This window comes from Microbacterium sp. NPDC056569 (assembly GCF_042793475.1).
Lineage (GTDB): Bacteria > Actinomycetota > Actinomycetes > Actinomycetales > Microbacteriaceae > Microbacterium.
Genome location: NZ_JBHTUV010000014.1, coordinates 50,468 through 69,244 on the forward strand (window position 1 = coordinate 50,468; position 18,777 = coordinate 69,244).

At 70.5% G+C, this 18,777-nt stretch carries 19 protein-coding genes; 18 read left to right on the forward strand and 1 reads right to left on the reverse strand.

Features of this window, described 5'->3' with window-relative positions:
* Positions 1-50 precede the first annotated feature (50 nt).
* The 17 genes from ACFQ7C_RS16180 (at position 51) to dapF (ending at position 16,345) form a co-directional block, all read left to right on the forward strand.
* Positions 51-860, forward strand: coding sequence for a thymidylate synthase (locus ACFQ7C_RS16180; protein ID WP_378903403.1), 810 nt, complete (start codon positions 51-53; stop codon positions 858-860).
* Positions 857-1,381, forward strand: a complete 525-nt coding sequence (locus tag ACFQ7C_RS16185; RefSeq protein WP_378903406.1) for a dihydrofolate reductase — start codon at positions 857-859, stop codon at positions 1,379-1,381. Before ACFQ7C_RS16180 ends, ACFQ7C_RS16185 begins: the two co-directional genes overlap by 4 nt.
* Positions 1,382-1,402: 21 nt before the next feature.
* Positions 1,403-2,167 (forward strand): SDR family NAD(P)-dependent oxidoreductase, encoded by a 765-nt coding sequence (locus tag ACFQ7C_RS16190; RefSeq protein WP_378903409.1) that lies wholly within the window; start codon positions 1,403-1,405, stop codon positions 2,165-2,167.
* Positions 2,168-2,223: 56 nt separating this feature from the next.
* Entirely contained in the window at positions 2,224-3,201 is a 978-nt protein-coding gene (gene dapA, locus ACFQ7C_RS16195; RefSeq protein ID WP_376010718.1) for a 4-hydroxy-tetrahydrodipicolinate synthase, read from the forward strand.
* Between the two features lie 73 nt (positions 3,202-3,274).
* Positions 3,275-4,951 carry a ribonuclease J gene (locus ACFQ7C_RS16200; protein WP_378903412.1) on the forward strand — a complete coding sequence of 559 codons (1,677 nt, stop codon included), beginning with the start codon at positions 3,275-3,277 and terminating at the stop codon, positions 4,949-4,951.
* Between the two features lie 24 nt (positions 4,952-4,975).
* Positions 4,976-5,470 (forward strand): GNAT family N-acetyltransferase, encoded by a 495-nt coding sequence (locus tag ACFQ7C_RS16205; RefSeq protein WP_378903415.1) that lies wholly within the window; start codon positions 4,976-4,978, stop codon positions 5,468-5,470.
* Between the two features lie 100 nt (positions 5,471-5,570).
* Positions 5,571-8,318 carry a DNA translocase FtsK 4TM domain-containing protein gene (locus ACFQ7C_RS16210; protein ID WP_378903418.1) on the forward strand — a complete coding sequence of 916 codons (2,748 nt, stop codon included), beginning with the start codon at positions 5,571-5,573 and terminating at the stop codon, positions 8,316-8,318.
* A 73-nt stretch (positions 8,319-8,391) separates the two neighbouring features.
* A complete protein-coding gene (gene pgsA / locus ACFQ7C_RS16215) occupies positions 8,392-8,964 on the forward strand; it encodes a CDP-diacylglycerol--glycerol-3-phosphate 3-phosphatidyltransferase (protein ID WP_378903421.1) in 573 nt (190 codons plus the stop codon).
* Entirely contained in the window at positions 8,961-9,446 is a 486-nt protein-coding gene (locus ACFQ7C_RS16220; RefSeq protein WP_378903424.1) for a CinA family protein, read from the forward strand. The genes pgsA and ACFQ7C_RS16220 overlap by 4 nt, the downstream gene beginning before the upstream one ends.
* Positions 9,447-9,613: 167 nt before the next feature.
* A complete protein-coding gene (locus tag ACFQ7C_RS16225; protein WP_109211855.1) occupies positions 9,614-9,922 on the forward strand; it encodes a helix-turn-helix domain-containing protein in 309 nt (102 codons plus the stop codon).
* A 17-nt stretch (positions 9,923-9,939) separates the two neighbouring features.
* Complete coding sequence (locus ACFQ7C_RS16230; protein ID WP_378903427.1) at positions 9,940-10,164, forward strand: DUF3046 domain-containing protein; 225 nt, start codon at positions 9,940-9,942, stop codon at positions 10,162-10,164.
* Positions 10,165-10,413: 249 nt separating this feature from the next.
* A complete protein-coding gene (recA, locus tag ACFQ7C_RS16235) occupies positions 10,414-11,463 on the forward strand; it encodes a recombinase RecA (protein ID WP_378903430.1) in 1,050 nt (349 codons plus the stop codon).
* A 40-nt stretch (positions 11,464-11,503) separates the two neighbouring features.
* A complete protein-coding gene (locus ACFQ7C_RS16240; RefSeq protein WP_378903433.1) occupies positions 11,504-12,313 on the forward strand; it encodes a regulatory protein RecX in 810 nt (269 codons plus the stop codon).
* 157 nt (positions 12,314-12,470) lie between these two features.
* Complete coding sequence (gene miaB, locus ACFQ7C_RS16245; protein ID WP_378903436.1) at positions 12,471-14,036, forward strand: tRNA (N6-isopentenyl adenosine(37)-C2)-methylthiotransferase MiaB; 1,566 nt, start codon at positions 12,471-12,473, stop codon at positions 14,034-14,036.
* Between the two features lie 7 nt (positions 14,037-14,043).
* A complete protein-coding gene (gene miaA / locus ACFQ7C_RS16250; protein WP_378903439.1) occupies positions 14,044-14,985 on the forward strand; it encodes a tRNA (adenosine(37)-N6)-dimethylallyltransferase MiaA in 942 nt (313 codons plus the stop codon).
* On the forward strand, positions 14,982-15,404 hold the full coding sequence (locus ACFQ7C_RS16255; RefSeq protein ID WP_378903442.1) for a GNAT family acetyltransferase: 423 nt from the start codon (positions 14,982-14,984) through the stop codon (positions 15,402-15,404). The genes miaA and ACFQ7C_RS16255 overlap by 4 nt, the downstream gene beginning before the upstream one ends.
* 50 nt (positions 15,405-15,454) lie before the next feature.
* The gene (dapF, locus tag ACFQ7C_RS16260) at positions 15,455-16,345 is read left to right on the forward strand and encodes a diaminopimelate epimerase (RefSeq protein ID WP_378903445.1); all 891 of its coding nucleotides are present in this window, start codon (positions 15,455-15,457) and stop codon (positions 16,343-16,345) included.
* Positions 16,346-16,351: 6 nt separating this feature from the next.
* Here the strand turns inward: dapF and ACFQ7C_RS16265 are convergent, their stop codons facing one another.
* A complete protein-coding gene (locus ACFQ7C_RS16265; protein ID WP_378903448.1) occupies positions 16,352-17,008 on the reverse strand; it encodes a class I SAM-dependent methyltransferase in 657 nt (218 codons plus the stop codon).
* Between the two features lie 116 nt (positions 17,009-17,124).
* Between ACFQ7C_RS16265 and hflX the strand changes: the two genes are divergently transcribed.
* Positions 17,125-18,642 carry a GTPase HflX gene (hflX, locus tag ACFQ7C_RS16270; RefSeq protein ID WP_378903451.1) on the forward strand — a complete coding sequence of 506 codons (1,518 nt, stop codon included), beginning with the start codon at positions 17,125-17,127 and terminating at the stop codon, positions 18,640-18,642.
* Positions 18,643-18,777 lie beyond the last annotated feature (135 nt).

Genomic DNA, 18,777 nt, shown 5'->3' on the forward strand with positions numbered 1-18,777 from the left:
CGCGGCGCGGGCAGGCCGCCGCGGTCGACGGCGCGGGTATCGTGGCAGCCGTGACGACGCCGATCCCGACCCCGTACGAAGACCTTCTGCGAGACGTGCTCGAGAACGGCACGCACAAGGACGACCGCACCGGCACCGGCACGACGAGTGCGTTCGGCCGGCAGATCCGGTTCGATCTGTCGCAGGGCTTCCCGCTCATCACCACCAAGCGCGTGCACTTCAAGTCGATCGCGTACGAGCTGCTGTGGTTCCTGCGCGGCGAGTCGAACGTCGCGTGGCTGCAGGAGAACGGCATCACCATCTGGGACGAATGGGCGGATGCCTCGGGTGAGCTGGGTCCTGTCTACGGGGTGCAGTGGCGCTCGTGGCCCACCCCGTCGGGCGAGCACATCGACCAGATCGCGCTCGTGCTCGACCAGATCCGCGCGAACCCCGATTCCCGCCGCCTGATCGTGTCCGCGTGGAACCCGGCCGACATCCCCGACATGGCACTCGCGCCGTGCCACGCGATGTTCCAGTTCTACGTCGCCGACGGCAAGCTGTCGTGCCAGCTCTACCAGCGCAGCGCCGATCTCTTCCTCGGCGTGCCCTTCAACATCGCGTCGTACGCGCTGCTGACGCTCATGGTGGCGCAGCAGGCGGGGCTCGAGCCCGGCGACTTCGTGTGGACCGGCGGCGACTGCCACATCTACGACAACCACGTCGAGCAGGTGCGGGAGCAGCTCACGCGCGATCCTTACCCCTACCCGACGCTGCGCATGGCGCGGACGCCCGAGTCGATCTTCGACTACCGCTTCGACGACTTCGTGCTCGAGGACTACCAGCACCACCCCGCGATCCGCGGGGCGGTCGCGGTATGACATCCCCGATCGGCCTCGTCTGGGCGGAGGCCCACGACGGCGTGATCGGCGCCGACGGCGGCATGCCATGGCATGTGCCGGAAGACCTCGCGCACTTCAAGGCGCTCACGCTCGGCGCGACGGTGGTCATGGGGCGCCGAACGTGGGAGTCCTTTCCCGCGCGTTTCCGCCCGCTGCCGGGGCGGCGCAACATCGTCATCACGCGTCAGGAGGACTGGACGGATGCCGGCGCCGAGCGCACCGGCTCGCTCGAGGCCGCGCTGACGCTGGCCGGCGAGGGGGCGCCCGAGCGCATCTGGGTGATCGGCGGCGGACAGCTGTTCCGCGAGGCGATCGGCCTCGCCGACCTCCTCGAGGTCACGGAGCTCGACGTCGCGGTCGAGGGCGACACCCTGGCGCCCGACCGCGCCGGCTGGGTCACGGTCGCGACCGACCCGGTCGACGGCTGGCACACCTCGGGATCCGGCATCCGCTACCGATTCCTGCGACTGGTGCGGCCGCCGGAGCGCGGCGCGCAGTGACGCGGCAATAGGCTGGCGCGCATGGCGAAGACGGCGCTCATCACCGGTGCGAGCTCGGGTCTCGGCGCGGAGTACGCGCGGCAGCTCGCCGCGAAGGGCGCGCACCTCGTGCTCGTCGCGCGCGACCGGCAGGCGCTCGAGCAGCTCGCCGTCCGGTTGCGGTCGACCTACGGCGTCGAGGTCGAGGTGCTCGGGGCCGACCTGCTGAAGCGCAGGCAGCGCGAGCGCGTCGAGGCGCGTGTCGCCGACGAGACCCGGCCGATCGAGATCCTCGTCAACAATGCCGGGTTCGGGCTGCCGCTGGCATTCGAGCGCAACGACATCGACGACGAGGTGCGTCACCTGGAGCTGCACGTCGAGGTGCCGATGCGCCTCACGCACGCCGCGCTGGGCGCGATGCTGGCGCGCGGACACGGGCGCATCATCAACGTCGCGTCGGTCGCGGCGTTCATCCCGCGCTCGACCTACGGCGCGTGCAAGGGCTGGCTCGTGAGCTTCAGCCGCTGGGCGAACGGCCGCTACGGCCCGCGCGGCGTGACGGTGACCGCGGTGTGCCCTGGCTACACCCACACGAACTTCCACGAGCGCCTCGGGCTGCCGCCGGGGCAGGAGGGCGTGCCCGACGCGATGTGGCTCGACGCGCGCGACGTCGTGGCCGAGTCGCTGCGCGATGCGGCGCGCGGGGCGGCGGTGTCGATCCCGTCGCTGCGGTACAAGGCTCTCGTGGCCCTGGCCCGATTCGCCCCGCCATCCGTCGCTGCACGCATCGGAGAGCGCGGCCGCTGACCGCCGCCGGGGGTCACCGGGCGCGCCGGGGCGCGGCATCCCGATAACCTGAGTGCATGACGCATACGGGCAATCCCTTCGGACAGGTGCTCGTCGCGCTCGTCACCCCGATGACGGCCGACGGTGAGGTCGACTGGCCCGCTGTCGAGAAGCACATCGACGACGTCATCACCGCCGGCGCGGACGGCATCGTCGTGACCGGCACCACGGGTGAGACGTCGACGCTCACCGACGCCGAGAAGATCCGCCTCGTCGAGGTCGGGAAGGATGTCGCCGCCGGCCGCGCCAAGATCATCACGGGTGGCGGGTCGAACGAGACCGCGCACGCGATCGAGCTCTACAAGGCCAGCGAGAAGGTCGGCGCCGACGGCATCATGATCGTCACGCCGTACTACAACAAGCCCACGCAGGCCGGCATCCTCACGCACTTCCGCCTGGTCGCCGACGCCACCGACCTGCCGGTGATCCTGTACGACATCCCTGGCCGCACGGGCGTGCCGATCCGCTACGAGACGATCCTGCGACTCGCGAAGCACCCGAACATCCTCGCGATCAAGGACGCCAAGGGCGACTTCAGCGAGGTCAGCCGCGTGCTCAACCAGACCGACCTGATGTACTTCTCCGGCGACGACGCCAACGTGCTGCCGCACCTCGCCATCGGGGCCACCGGCCTCATCGGCGTGACCGCGAACATCGCGGCGCAGCCGTACCGTGCGATCGTCGACGCCGTGAACGCCGGCGACCTGAAGACCGCCACCGCGGCGCACCAGCAGCTCGAGCCGCTCGTGCGCGCCGTGATGACGCATGTGCCCGGCACGGTCTCGGCGAAGTACATCCTCCACGGTCTCGGCCGCATCGGGAGCCCGCGCGTGCGACTCCCGCTGGTCGGGCCGGAGGAGTGGGAGGCCGCGAAGATCGAGGACGAGCTCGCCCTCGTGAGCGACGTGCCCGGCGCCGACTTCTCGAACTTCCGCCCCGACCGCAACGCCGCCGCCGGTGGCGCGCTGCCGAAGGTGTCGGGCACCACGAGATGACAGACCGCGCCGTCGCGGTGTGACGGACGGCGCGCAGATGACGGGCGTCTGGACGCCCGGAGGAGGCTTCGCAATGCCCACCACCCCGTACGACCCGCCGGAGCTCGAAGCGGGAACCCTCCGGGTCGTCCCCCTCGGCGGCCTCGGCGAGGTCGGCCGCAACATGACGGTGTTCGAGTACGGCGGGAAGCTGCTCATCGTCGACTGCGGCGTGCTGTTCCCCGAGGAGCACCAGCCCGGCGTCGACCTGATCCTCCCCGACTTCGAGCCCATCAAGAAGCGCCTCGACGACATCGTCGGCGTCGTGCTCACGCACGGTCACGAGGATCACATCGGTGCGGTGCCGTACCTGCTGAAGCTGAAGAGCGACATCCCCGTCATCGGATCCGGACTGACGCTCGCGCTCACCGAGGCGAAGCTCAAGGAGCACCGCATCAGACCGTACAGCCTCACCGTCGCGGAGGGGCAGCGCGAGAACCTCGGGCCGTTCGAGCTCGAGTTCGTCGCCGTCAACCACTCGATCCCCGACGCCCTGGCGGTCGCGATCCGCACGCCGGCGGGCCTCGTGCTCGCGACGGGCGACTTCAAGATGGACCAGCTGCCCCTCGACGGCCGGCTCACCGACCTGCGCGCCTTCTCCCGCCTGGGGGAGGAGGGCGTCGACCTCTTCCTCGTCGACTCGACCAACGCCGACGTCCCCGGATTCACGCCGCTCGAGCGCGCCATCGGACCGGTGCTCGACCAGGTCATCGGCCGGGCGCCCCGCCGGGTCATCGTGGCGAGCTTCTCGAGCCACGTCCATCGCGTGCAGCAGGTGCTGGACGCGGCGGCCGCCCACGGGCGCCGCGTGGCGCTCCTCGGACGCAGCATGCTGCGCAACATGACGATCGCCGAGGACCTCGGGTACCTGCACGTGCCCGAGGGCGTGCTCATCGACTACAAGAAGGCGCGCGACCTCCCGGACGACCGGATCGTCTACATGTCCACCGGCTCGCAGGGCGAGCCGATGGCCGTCCTGAGCCGTATGGCGAACCTGGACCACGCGATCGAGCCCGGTCCCGGCGACACGGTGATCCTGGCGTCGAGCCTCATCCCTGGCAACGAGAACGCCGTGTATCGCGTCATCGACGGACTCACCAAGCTCGGCGCGAACGTGGTGCACAAGGGCAACGCGAAGGTGCACGTGTCGGGCCACGCCGCCGCCGGCGAGCTGCTCTACTGCTACAACATCCTCAAGCCGAAGAACGTGCTGCCGGTGCATGGCGAGTACCGTCACCTGATGGCGAACGCACGCCTCGCCCAGGACACGGGCATCGACCCCGAGCGCACGATCATCGCCGAGAACGGCACCGTGATCGACCTCAAGAACGGCGACGCGCGCGTGGTCGGCCAGTTCGACCTCGGCTTCGTCTACGTGGATGGGTCGACGGTGGGCGAGATCACGGACGCCGATCTCAAGGACCGCCGCATCCTCGGCGAGGAGGGCTTCATCTCGGTGATCGTCGTGGTCGACGCGTCGACCGGCCGGATCATCTCCGGGCCCGAGGTGCACGCTCGCGGCTTCGCGGAGGACGACGCCGTGTTCGAGGACGTCAAGCCGAAGATCGCCGCAGCCCTCGCCGAGGCCGCGAAGTCCGGCGTCCGCGACCAGCACGCGCTGTCGCAGGTGGTGCGGCGCACGATCGGCCGCTGGGTCAACCAGTCGCTCCGCCGCCGGCCGATGATCGTTCCTCTCGTCATCGAGGCGTAACACGCGGGTCGTACGATCGGCATCGTGGCCTCCTCGTTCCGCATCCGACCTGCCGTGGCAGCCGACGGCGCTTTCCTCGGCGACATGGTCGTCGAGGCGGCGAACTGGCGGCAGGGCGGTGCGCGGCCGCGTCACGAGGTGATCGGCGGCGACGACCACCGGCGCTACGTCGCCGGCTGGATGCGGCCGGGCGACGCGGGCTTCGTGGCCGAGGACGCGAACGGCGAGCCGGTCGGCGCGGCCTGGTACCGGATGCTGCCGCGCGACGATCCGGGCTTCGGGTACGTCGGCACGGGTGTCCCCGAGCTCATCATCGGCGTGCGACCCATCTGGCGCGCCCACGGCGTCGGGCGGGCACTCCTGCAGCGGCTCTGCGAGCACGCGGGCGCGCACGGGTTCGCCCGCATCAGCCTGAGCGTCGAGCGGGGCAATTTCGCGTCGACCCTGTACCGCAGCGAGGGGTTCGCGGTGACGCAGAGCGGGTCGGGCCGCGACACGATGGTCAAGCGCCTGCGCTGACGCATCGGGGTGTCCGGGGGCGGTGGGCGACGCGCCCGGCGTGCGGCCCGGGGCGGCGTGGTTCCGGGCGAATGTCGGGGTGTCGGCTTACCGTGGGGGAATGGCCAGGAGCTCAAGCCCGACCAAGGGGTCGCGCGCGTCTTCGAGCGCGTCGACGAACGCGCGCTCGGGCGCGTCCTCGTCGACGCGCAAGCCCGCGGCCGCCAAGCCGGCACCCGCGCCCAAGCGCTACGTGAACGAACCCGACCGCCCGCCGATCGTCGTGCGGGCGTGGATGGGCCTCGCGCACGCCACCGGCGGACTGTTCCGCGCATTCGGCCCCGAGGCGCTCGAGAAGGACCAGCGGCGCGACGGCTTCCCGTTCCTGCTGGTGCTGCTGGCGATCGGCGGCGCGGTCAACGAGTGGTTCTTCATCGGCAACGAGGTCGCCAAGATCATCAGCGCGTACAGCGTCGGTGCGCTCATCGGCCGTGAGGCGTTCGTCATGCCGGTGCTCCTGCTGCTGCTCGCGGGCTGGATGTTCCGGCATCCGTCCTCCGTGCACGACAACGGACGCGTCGGCATCGGCTTCGGCCTGCTCGTCCTGACGATCGCCGGCTTCTGCCACGTCGCAGGCGGGCGTCCGCAGCCGAGCGAGCTGCTTCCCGCACTGAGCGAGGCGGGTGGACTGTTCGGCTGGATGCTCGGCGAGCCGCTCGCCATGGTCCTCACCGACGTCGGCGCGTACATCGTGCTGTCGCTGATGGCGGTGCTCAGCATCCTCATCATCACGAAGACACCCCCGAACCGCATCGGACGCCGCCTCGGCGAGCTCTACGCCTGGATGTTCGGCGCCGAACCGCGGGAAGAGAAGGCGACGGATGCTGCGACCCCGGCCGCTGCGGACGACGAGGGCGATTCCTCGCTGCCGTTCTGGCGCCGGAACAAGACGGGGCGCGAGAAGGACCCGGAGGGCGGCCTCGGCTCGCAGGACCTCACCGAGCTGCTGACGCCCGGCACGTCGCAGGGCGGGTTCGAGCAGGCGATGGCCACGCCCGTGACCCCTCCGCCGGCGCCTGCGACCGACGCACTCACCGAGGTCATCGATCCTGCCGTGCTGTCGGCGGCGAAGGCGGCGACCTCGTCGCGCACGTCGCTGCGCGACGACGCGGAGGTCATCGAGGACGACGGCACGCTGCCGGGGCTCGACGGCATCGGCTCGGTCGCGGCGGTCGACTCGCCGTCCGCGCCGTACCGGCTGCCGTCCGTCAACTCGCTGGCCGCAGGATCGCCTCACGTGGCGCGCTCCCAAGCCAACGACGACACGGTGCGCGCCATCACGAGTGTGCTCGAGCAGTTCAATGTGGATGCACGCGTCACCGGCTTCTCGCGCGGCCCGACCGTCACGCAGTACGAGATCGAGGTCGGTCACGGCGTGAAGGTGGAGCGCATCACCGCGCTCACGAACAACTTCGCGTACGCCGTAGCCTCCAACGAGGTGCGCATCCTCGCGCCGATCCCGGGCAAGAGCGCCATCGGTGTCGAGATCCCCAACACCGATCGCGAGATCGTGACGCTCGGCGACGTGCTTCGCTCGCAGACCGCGACGAGCCAGACGCATCCGATGACGATCGGCGTCGGCAAGGACGTCGGCGGCGGCTACGTCATCGCGAACCTCGCCAAGATGCCGCACCTGCTCGTCGCCGGCTCCACCGGCTCGGGCAAGTCGAGCTTCGTGAACTCGATGATCACGAGCCTGCTGATGCGGGCGAAGCCCGCCGACGTGCGCATGGTGCTCATCGACCCCAAACGCGTCGAGCTGACCTCGTATGCGGGCGTGCCGCACCTCATCACCCCCATCATCACGAATCCCAAGAAGGCCGCCGAGGCGCTGCAGTGGGTCGTGAAGGAGATGGACATGCGGTACGACGACCTCGCGTCGTTCGGCTTCCGTCACATCGACGACTTCAACAAGGCCGTGGTCGCGGGCGAGATCACGCTGCCCCCCGGCAGCGAGCGCGTGCTCAAGCCCTACCCGTACCTGCTCGTGGTGGTCGACGAGCTCGCCGACCTCATGATGGTCGCGCCCCGCGACGTCGAGGACTCGATCGTCCGCATCACGCAGCTCGCGCGCGCCTCGGGCATCCACCTCGTGCTCGCGACGCAGCGACCCTCCGTCGACGTCGTGACCGGCCTCATCAAGGCCAACGTGCCCTCGCGTCTGGCGTTCGCCGTGACGAGCGTCACCGACTCCCGCGTCATCCTCGACCAGCCCGGCGCCGACCGCCTCATCGGCCAGGGCGACGGCCTGTTCCTGCCGATGGGCGCCTCGAAGGCGCTCCGCGTGCAGGGCGCCTGGGTCAGCGAGAGCGAGATCGAGGCGGTCGTCAAGCATGTCACGCACCAGGCACGTCCCGAGTACCGCGCCGACGTGGCCGCAGTGGCTGAGAAGAAGGAGATCGACGCCGACATCGGAGACGACCTCGAACTGCTGCTCGCGGCGGCCGAGCTCGTCGTGTCGAGCCAGTTCGGCTCGACCTCGATGCTCCAGCGCAAGCTCCGCGTCGGCTTCGCCAAGGCTGGACGCCTGATGGACCTCCTCGAGTCGCGCGAGGTCGTCGGCCCCTCCGAGGGGTCGAAGGCGCGCGACGTGCTGGTGACCGTCGAGCAGCTGCCGGCCGTGCTCGCGCGCATGCGCGGCGAGGACGTGCCTTCGCAGGCGCCGGCCGCGCCGGCTGCGCCGCCCGCACCGCCGGCGGACGATCGCTACGGTGCGGACGCGGTGGCCTCGCAGTATGACGGGTACCCGGTGGTCGAGAGCGGCGACGACGGCTCCGAGGACGCCTGGGGTCTCACCGGCCGCGACTGACCCGCCGCGACCGATGCCTCCGGCGCGGCAGGACCGGCGGCGACGGCATCGTGAGCGCCGATAGGCTCGGGCCATGGCGATCCCCCGGCAGCTGCCCAACGCGATCACGATCGTGCGCATCCTGTGCGCGCCGGTCTTCCTGTGGATGCTCCTGGCCGACGGCGGAGCCGACGGCGCACTCCGGTGGTGGGCGGCCGTGCTGTTCATCGTGGCGATCGCGACCGACGGGATCGACGGCTACCTCGCGCGCAAGCACGAGATCGTCACCGACCTCGGCAAGCTCCTCGACCCGATCGCCGACAAGGTGCTCACCGGCTTCGCCTTCATCGGCCTGTCGATCCTCGGCGAGCTGCCGTGGTGGATCACCATCGTCGTGCTCATCCGCGAGATCGGCATCACGGTCTACCGCTTCATGGTCGTCAGCGACCACGTGCTCGCCGCCGCCTGGATGGGCAAGCTGAAGACGCTCGCCCAGGGCCTCGCGCTCTCGTTCGCGCTGCTGCCGCTGTGGACCCTCGTCGGCGACGGGATCTTCTGGGTGAACGCGGTGCTGATGACGATCGCCGTCGTCCTCACGATCGCGAGCGGCATCGACTACATCGTGACCGAGATGCGCGCCGCCCGCGCGAAGCGGCGGGACGCGTGACGCACGAGCCGTCGAGCGGGGCGGATGCTGCCGCCGCGGTGCTGCGGGCCCTCCACGTCCGTGGCTGGTCGATCGCCGTTGCCGAGTCACTGACGGGTGGCCGCGTCACGGCCGCACTCGTCGACGTTCCCGGCGCCTCGGCGTCCGTGCGGGGCGGGATCGTCGCGTACGCCACCGACCTCAAGTCGTCGGCTCTCGGCATCGAGGCGGATCTGCTGGCCGCGCGCGGCGCCGTCGATCCCACCGTCGCCGAGCAGATGGCGGAGGGCGTGCGCCGTGTGCTGCGGGCCGACGTCGGGCTCGCGACCACTGGCGTGGCCGGCCCGGATCCTCAGGACGGGCATCCGGTCGGCACCGTCTACATCGCCGTCGCCACGCCCGAGACGGCAGTGGTCTCGGCGCTCGCGCTGGCGGGTACGCGCGACGAGATCCGCACCGCGACGGTGCAGAGCGTGCTGGAACTGGCGCTCACTCTGCTGTGAGGCATCCGTCATCCGTGAGACCGAGTCCGGGAACAGACGGTGTTTCGTCTCGGTTACATTCCGTGATTCCCACCCATTGCCCAGTTCACGGGATTAGATTGGCATCATCCGGTGCTGTACTGTTGGGCACCCGGAAGCGGTGGAATCAGAAGTGAGGAGGGGCCCTGATGATCCTGGTACGTCAAGAGATCGGCGAAGTGCTTCGTGATTTCCGCCAGCAGAAGGGGCGGACCCTCCGCCAGGTCGCGAGCCGCGCGAGCGTGGCTCTCGGCTATCTGAGCGAGGTGGAGCGCGGCCAGAAAGAGGCTTCGAGCGAGATCCTCGCGTCGGTGGCCGAGGCGCTCGATGTTCCCATCTCGACCATCATGCGTGAGGTCGGCGATCGCATCTCGGTGCTCGAGGGCCTGCAGACCTTCCCCGACGTCGTCCCCGACGACCTCGTGGCCTCGGTCGACGCCGAGCTGTCGCTGCGCTGATCCTCTGATCTGCCTCAATGCGTCGCAGTGAGTTCAATCGTGCGGTGAGCGACGAGTTCGGCGCACGCGCGACGGCTGTCGTGACCGATCTGTACCTGTCGAAGGTCGGCGGACGCACGGCCGCCGAGGCGATCGATGCCGGCGTCGATCCGCGCGAGGTGTGGCTCGCCCTGTGCGAGGAGCTCGACGTTCCGGCCGAGCGGCGCTACGGCGTCGGGCGCCTCGAGCCGCGCCGCCGCTGAGGTCGAATCTTCCCACCGCGCTTCGGCGTGTCTCCTCGAATACTTGTTCGAGATCCGCGTAGGCTCCTGCACAGCAGGTGTCGAGAGCGTGTTTTCCACGCACCCGGAGGGAGCGAAGACGGATGTCGGAGCCCCTCCCTAACGTGGACAGCGTCGAACGACACCTCACGCCTTGTCGCAGCATCCGTCCCACCGGGGCGGAGCGCGACAGCCTACAGGCGACGGAACGCGAGCACTGAGGAGCACGTCATGCCATCACCCGTTGACCGCGAGAAGGCCCTGGAATCGGCCCTCGCCCAGATCGACCGGCAGTTCGGGAAGGGCTCGGTGATGCGCCTCGGCAGCGACGAGCGCGCTCCCGTCGAGGTCGTGCCCACCGGCTCGATCGCCCTCGATGTCGCACTCGGCATCGGCGGTCTCCCGCGTGGCCGCATCATCGAGATCTACGGCCCGGAGTCGTCGGGTAAGACGACGCTGACCTTGCACGCGATCGCCAACGCGCAGCGCGCCGGCGGCATCGCGGCGTTCATCGACGCGGAGCACGCGCTCGACCCCGACTACGCGCAGAAGCTCGGCGTCGACATCGACGCGCTGCTCGTCTCGCAGCCCGACACGGGCGAGCAGGCGCTCGAGATCGCCGACATGCTCGTCCGCTCCGGCGCGATCGACCTCATCGTGATCGACTCCGTCGCGGCGCTCGTGCCCAAGGCCGAGATCGAAGGCGAGATGGGTGATTCGCACGTCGGCCTGCAGGCGCGCCTCATGTCGCAGGCGCTGCGCAAGCTCACCGGTGGGCTCAACCAGACCAACACCACGATGATCTTCATCAACCAGCTGCGCGAGAAGATCGGCGTGTTCTTCGGCTCGCCCGAGACCACCGCCGGCGGCAAGGCGCTCAAGTTCTACGCGTCGGTGCGTCTCGACATCCGTCGCATCGAGACCCTGAAAGACGGAGCGGACGCGGTCGGAAACCGCACTCGCGTCAAGGTCGTCAAGAACAAGATGGCGCCGCCGTTCAAGCAGGCCGAGTTCGACATCCTGTACGGCGTCGGCATCTCGCGTGAGGGCAGTCTCATCGACTTCGGCGTCGAGCACGGGATCGTCAAGAAGTCTGGCTCCTGGTACACCTACGACGGCGAGCAGCTCGGCCAGGGCAAGGAGAACGCGCGCACCTTCCTCATCAAGAACGAGGACGTCGCGGCCGAGATCGAGTCGAAGATCAAGACGAAGCTCGGCATCGGCGTGCCCAAGGCCACGGGCGAGGTCGCAGACGAGCTGGCGGCGCGCCGCCCGGCGTGATGGTGCTTGTTTCGGCAGAGCTCGACAAGCGGGGTGAGCGATGAGCGGCGAGTCCGACGCCGAGAACGGCGGCGGGCTCGCCCCCGTGACCTCGATCTTCGGCGACCGCAGCGCGGGCGCTTACCCGAAGACCGCGGCCGACCTCCGTCAAGTGCTCGAGAGCCGCATCCCCGAGATACGGAGCACCTCCGGCCCCCGGCCCAGTACGCCGCCGGCAAACCCACCTGCAGCGGCCGAGCGGACCGAGTGGGGCGACCGCGACACGAGCACCGAGCCTGAGCGGGATGCCCGTCCCATCGACCTCGAGCTCGAGCGCGCCGGCAGAGCTCGCTCCGATGGCAGCCGAGGAAGCGGGGCAGGAGGTGCCGCCGACGCGGCCGAGCTCGGCCTGCTGAAGAGACTCCGCGCCCGTCAGCTCTCCGTGTCGGAGGCGAAGACCTACCTCGGCCAGTACGAACTCGGCGGCGAAGGTGTCGAGGCGATCCTCGACGCCTTCCTCGCCCGCGGCTACCTCGACGATGCCCGCCTCGCGGAGCAGCTCGTACACACCGGCGTCGATCGCAAGGGCCAGGGGCGGCAGGCGATCTCGCAGAGCCTCACGAAGCGAGGCGTCCCCCGCGACATCGCCGATGCGGCGCTTGCGGAGCTGCCCGACGATGACGCCGAGCGCGCACTCGAGTTCGCCCGTTCCAAGGCGGGCTCGATGCGCGGGCTCGAGCGGGACGTCGCGCTTCGTCGCCTCGCCGGCCAGCTCGCGCGGCGCGGCTACGGCGGCTCGGCAGCGCTCAACGCCGCGCGGCAGGCGCTCGACGAAGCGATCCGCCCCTCCGGGCGCGTGAGGTTCGACTGACGCCGAAGCCGTGAGCGCATGCCGCGAAGGCAGCACATGCCGACCTCGGCCTCGCGCTGGTCGACTCGAGGCGCCCCGACCGCTCCCTGATCAGCCGGGGACGCAGCATCCACTGACAGCCTCCGCGCATGCGGACGGCTCGTAGAATGGCGGGATCATGTCTTCCCCTTCCGCCACCCCGACTCTCATCGCGCCGTCCGCGGCCGCGCACGACGTCGACGGGCGTGCCCGCACCTACGAGGTGCGCACGTTCGGCTGCCAGATGAACGTGCACGACTCCGAGCGCCTCTCCGGCTCGCTCGAGAGCGCCGGCTACGTCCGCGCCGAGGCGGGCGAAGAAGCGGACGTCGTCGTCATCAACACGTGCGCCGTGCGCGACAACGCGGCCGGCAAGCTGTACGGCACGCTCGGTCACCTCAAGTCCCGCAAGGACAAGCACGAGGGCATGCAGATCGCCGTCGGCGGCTGCCTCGCGCAGATGGACAAGGCCGTCGTGCAGCAGAAGGCGCCGTGGGTCGACGTCGTCTTCGGCACCCACAACATGGGGTCGCTCCCGAGCCTCCTGGAGCGGGCGCGCCACAACGGCGAGGCCGAGCTCGAGATCCTCGAGTCGCTCGAGATCTTCCCGTCGACGCTCCCCACCAAGCGCGACAGCGTCTACAGCGGCTGGGTGTCGATCTCGGTCGGCTGCAACAACACCTGCACGTTCTGCATCGTGCCCAGCCTGCGCGGCAAGGAGAAGGACCGCCGCCCGGGCGACATCCTCAACGAGATCCGCCTCCTGGTCGACGACGGTGCCATGGAGGTGACCCTCCTCGGTCAGAACGTCAACTCGTACGGCGTCGAGTTCGGCGACCGCCAGGCGTTCGGCAAGCTCCTGCGCGCCGCCGGTGAGATCGAGGGCCTCGAGCGCATCCGCTTCACGAGCCCGCACCCGGCGGCCTTCACCGACGACGTCATCGATGCGATGGCTGAGACCCCCGCCGTGATGCCGCAGCTTCACATGCCGCTCCAGTCCGGCAGCGACCGCATCCTGAAGGCGATGCGCCGTTCCTACCGCAGCGAGAAGTTCCTCGGCATCCTCGACCGCGTCCGCGCCAAGATGCCCGATGCCGCGATCTCGACCGACATCATCGTCGGCTTCCCCGGCGAGACCGACGAGGACTTCGAAGACACCATGCGCGTCGTCGAGCAGGCGCGGTTCGCGAGCGCCTTCACGTTCCAGTACTCCATCCGAGAAGGCACTCCGGCGGCGACCATGACCGACCAGGTGCCCAAGGAGGTCGTGCAGGAGCGCTACGAGCGCCTCGTCGCGCTGCAGGAGCGCATCTCGCTGGAGGAGAACCAGAAGCAGCTCGGCCGAGAGCTGCAGGTGCTGGTCTCGACGGGCGAGGGCAAGAAGGACGCCGAGACGCACCGCCTCACCGGCCGCGCCGAAGACAACCGGCTCGTGCACTTCGAGGTTCCTGCGGGCTCCGACATCCCGCGACCCGGCGACGTCGTCTCGGTCGTCGTGACGCACGCCGCGCCCTTCCACCTGCTCGCCGATTCGACCGCCGGCGCGCCATTGCGCATCCGCCGGACGCGGTCCGGCGACGCGTGGGATCGGTCGCAGGCGGAGTCGTGCGGCATCCCGGCACCCGCGGGCGACGCTTCGGCAGGCGCAGCCGGCGCTCCGCGTGCGGTCTCGCTCGGACTGCCCACGCTGCGCATCGGCGTCTGATCCGTCCGTGAGCACCCCGGCCGACGCCGCCGCCGCGCCGCCGCGTCTCTGGGCGATCGTCGGCGCGACGGGCACCGGCAAGACCGCGCTCTCGCTCGATCTCGCCGACGCACTCGCCGCGCGGGGCCGCCCGGCCGAGATCGTGAACGCCGACGCCATGCAGCTGTACCGCGGCATGGATATCGGCACCGCGAAGCTCGTCGAGGCTGAGAGGCGCGGCATCCGTCACCACCTCTTCGACGTGCTCGACGTCACGGACGACGCGGCGGTCGCCTGGTATCAGGATGCTGCGCGCGCGGCGATCGGCGAGATCCACGGTCGCGGCGCCGACGCCGTGCTGGTCGGCGGATCCGGCCTGTACGTCTCGAGCGTGCTGTTCGACTTCCGCTTTCCGCCGCGGGATGAAGAGCTCCGCTCCCGGCTCGAGACGGAGCTCGACGAGCACGGTCCTGGCGCCCTCTACGCCCGCCTGCGCGAGCTCGACCCCGCGACCGCCGCCAAGGTCGATCCGCGCAACGGCCGGAGGATCGTGCGCGCCCTCGAAGTGCTCGAGCTCGGTGAGCGCACACACGGCGCGACGCTTCCCGACGAACCCGTGCTGTGGCATGACGACACCCGGATCGTCGGCGTCACGGTGCCGCGCGAGGAGCTCGTTCGACGCCTCGACGCCCGGGTCGAGGCGATGTGGCGAGACGGCATCCTCGACGAGGTGAGGGAGCTGCGCGCGAACGGGCTCGAGCGCGGCGTGACCGCGCGCCGCGCCATCGGCTACGCGCAGGCGCTCGCGCAGCTGGCGGGGGAGATGACCGAGGCCGAGGCGATCGCCGAGACGCAGGCGCTGACCCGCCGGTACGCCCGGCGGCAGGTGTCGTGGTTCAAGCGCTACGACGCCCTCCGGTGGGTGGATCCGGGGACGGATCCCATCGCCCTGGCAGACTCGTGGTCATGAGCATCGCGATCCGGGCCTTCGACCTTTCCGACACCGAGGCGGTCGTCTCGCTGTGGCAGCAGGCGGGACTCACGCGGCCGTGGAACAACCCGTACCAGGACATCAGCCGCAAGCTCTCCGTGCAGCCCGAGCTGTTCCTGGTCGCCGTCGACGGCCGCACCCTCGTCGGGACGGTCATGGCCGGGTACGACGGTCACCGCGGCTGGCTCTACTACCTCGCGAGTGCACCCGACCGGCGCGGCGAGGGGATCGCGCGCAAGCTCGTCTCCCACGCCGAGGAGCTCCTCACCGACATGGGCTGCCCGAAGGTGCAGCTCATGGTGCGGCCGGAGAACGGGATCGCGCAGGGCTTCTACGACGCGCTCGGCTACGAGCCTTTCGAGACGTGGAACACCGGCAAGCGCCTCATCGCCGACTGACCGGCGGCGGCGCGGGCCGACGCCTCGGATCGCGCCCCTAGACTGGTGCGATGCCGCAGACGATCGCGTTCACCAAGGGCCACGGCACCGGCAACGACTTCGTGATCGTCCCCGACGCGGACGGCGCGCTCGATCTCACCGACGACCAGGTCGCGGTGCTGTGCGACCGGCGCTTCGGCATCGGCGGCGACGGCATCCTGCGCGTGGTGCGCGCGAGCGCGATCGACGAGGGCAGGGAACTGCTGGCGGCATCCACGCATTCATCGGACGCCGTGGAGTGGTTCATGGACTACCGCAACGCCGACGGCTCCAAGGCCGAGATGTGCGGCAACGGTGTGCGTGTGTTCGTCCGCTATCTCGTCGACGTCGGCTGGGCCGATGTCGACGGCGCCCCGCTCAAGATCGGCACGCGTGCCGGCATCAAGACGGTCACCCGCAGCGACCGCGGGTACGAGGTCGATCTCGGTCCCTTCGTCGTCGACGATTCGGGCGTGCTCGTCCGCACGCGTGGCGGCGGGGCTCCCCGCCCGGGCGTCGGGATCGACGTCGGCAACCCGCATGTCGTCGTGGCACTGCCCGACGACGCCGAGCTCGAAGGGCTCGACCTCGCCGTGCAGCCGTTGCTGCAGCCCGAGCCGCCCCACGGCGCCAACATCGAGTTCGTGGTGCCGAGCGACCCGCTCGTGCACGAGGGCGTGGGCTCGATCCGCATGCGCGTGTTCGAGCGCGGCGTCGGCGAGACGCTCAGCTGCGGCACCGGCGTCGCGGCCGCGGCGCTCGCGGTGAGGCACTGGGCCGGGCCCGCGGCGCCGGACCACTGGGTCGTCGAGGTTCCCGGGGGCACGCTGGGCGTGCGGATGCCGCAGGTCGACGGCGAGCGGCATGTGCTGCTGTCGGGCCCCGCGACCCTCGTCTACACGGGCGAGGTCACGCTCGCGTAGCGGGCGTCAGATCTCGGGGAGCCCGGGCAGGTCGATCGGCTCGCTCGGCGGTGAGCCGTGACGGCGCACCCTCAGCACGCGGAAGCCGCGCGCGGTCGCCGCCCGGTGCACGCTGAAGCGCCGGTCGAGCGTCGCGGCGAGCCACCGCTGCAGGGAGTCGGACCCCAGATTGCGCTGCACCACGAGCCACGCGTCCGCCCGCTCGTCGAGCCGGGGGAGCCAGCGCTCGAGGAGGCCGTGCAGCTCGTTCTTGCCCACGCGGATCGGCGGGTTCGACCGGATCGTGCGGAACAGGATGTCGTCGGGAACATCGTCGGGCAGCGAGGCGTTGAGGTTGTCGAGCCCGAGTGCCGCCGCGTTGCGGCGGACCAGATCGAGCGCTCGTTCGTTCACGTCCACGGCCCACACCGTGGCGTGAGGCGCATCGAGCGCGAGACTGAGTGCGATCGGCCCCCACCCGCAGCCGAGGTCGAGGAAGTTCCCGCTCGCCGGAGGCGGGGGAGTGTTCGACAGCAGCACCGCGGTTCCCGAGTCCACGTGATCGGGGCTGAAGACGCCCCCGGCAGTCGTGACCTCGAGATCGCGTCCGGCGAGTGTGACCCGGATGCGGCGCCGATTCTCGGGGCTGGCGGGCGTCGCACTGAAATAGTGGTCACTCCCCATAGCCGATGAGCCTAGCGGAGGTGCTCTGCACAACGGGAAGCTAGAATTCACGGATGCCGCGAACCGGCCGATGAACGCGGGAAAACGGCATCCAACGCCAACAAGCAAAGGAACACATGACGGATACCACGACACCCCAGAGCACCGACGAGACGCCGGTGGACCCGGTGGATCGCGTGCTGGCGCGCGCCGAAGCGCGCTCGGGGGTGCACGTCTTCGGAGCCGCTCAGGCGCTCCAGGACGAGGCCACGATCGGGCGTGCGGACACCGACGGCGACCAGTGGGATCGCGAGGAGCGCGCGGCGCTCCGACGCGTCCCCGGGCTCTCCACCGAGCTCGAAGACGTCACCGAGGTCGAGTACCGGCAGCTGCGACTCGAGAACGTCGTGCTGGTCGGCGTGCACGCGCAGGGCGAGACCGAGGACGCCGAGAACTCGCTGCGCGAGCTCTCGGCACTGGCCGAGACCGCAGGCGCCGTCGTGCTCGACGGTGTGCTGCAGCGTCGTCCCCACCCCGACCCCGCGACCTACGTGGGCCGCGGCAAGGCGGAGGAGCTGCGCGACATCGTCGCGTCGGTCGGCGCCGACACCGTGATCGCCGACACCGAGCTCGCGCCCAGCCAGCGACGCGCCCTCGAAGACGTCGTCAAGGTCAAGGTGATCGACCGCACGACGGTGATCCTCGACATCTTCAGCCAGCACGCCAAGAGCCGCGAGGGCAAGGCCCAGGTCGAGCTCGCACAGCTCGAGTACCTGCTCCCGCGCCTGCGTGGCTGGGGTGACTCGATGAGCCGCCAGGCCGGTGGTCAGGTCGGCGCGGGCGGCGCGGGCATGGGCTCGCGCGGTCCCGGTGAGACGAAGATCGAGCTCGACCGCCGACGCATCCGCACCCGCATGGCACAGCTGCGAAAGCAGATCCGCGACTTCGCGCCCGCGCGCGATGCCAAGCGCGCCGAGCGGAAGCGGAACACGATCCCGTCGGTCGCGATCGCCGGGTACACCAACGCCGGCAAGTCGTCGCTGCTCAACCGCCTCACGAGTGCGGGGGTTCTCGTCGAGAACGCCCTGTTCGCGACGCTCGACGCGACCGTGCGCCGCACCGAGACCGGCGACGGCCGCATCTACACGCTCACCGACACCGTCGGGTTCGTGCGGAATCTGCCGCATCAGCTGGTGGAGGCGTTCCGCTCGACGCTCGAAGAGGTCGGCGAGGCCGACGTGATCGTGCACGTGGTCGACGGCTCGCACCCCGACCCGGCCGCCCAGCTGGCGGCGGTGCGCGATGTGATCGGCGACGTGGGTGCGCGCGACATCCCCGAGATCATCGTCTTCAACAAGGCCGACCTGATCGACGACGATGCCCGCCTGCTGCTGCGCGGACTCGAACCGAAGGCGGTGTTCGCATCGTCCCGCACGGGCGAGGGGATCGCGGAGCTGCGCGCCCTCATCGAGGAGACCCTGCCGCTCCCGGCCGTCGAGGTGCGGGCGCTCGTGCCCTACGACCGCGGCGACCTCGTCTCGGCGATCCACGAGCAGGGCATGATCCTGTCGCAGGAGCACGAGGAGGGCGGCACCGCGGTGCACGCTCGCGTCGGCGAGCACCTCGCCGCGCGCCTCGCTCCCTTCACGATCTGAGACCGGGAGCCGTGGCGCGCGCCCCCCGGGGCGCCCGCGCGGCGGCCCCCCCCCCGGGGCGCACCCCCCCCCCCGGCCCCGGGCCCCGCGGTCGGGCCCCCCGGGGCCCCCCCCCCGCGCGGGGCGGGGGCCGCC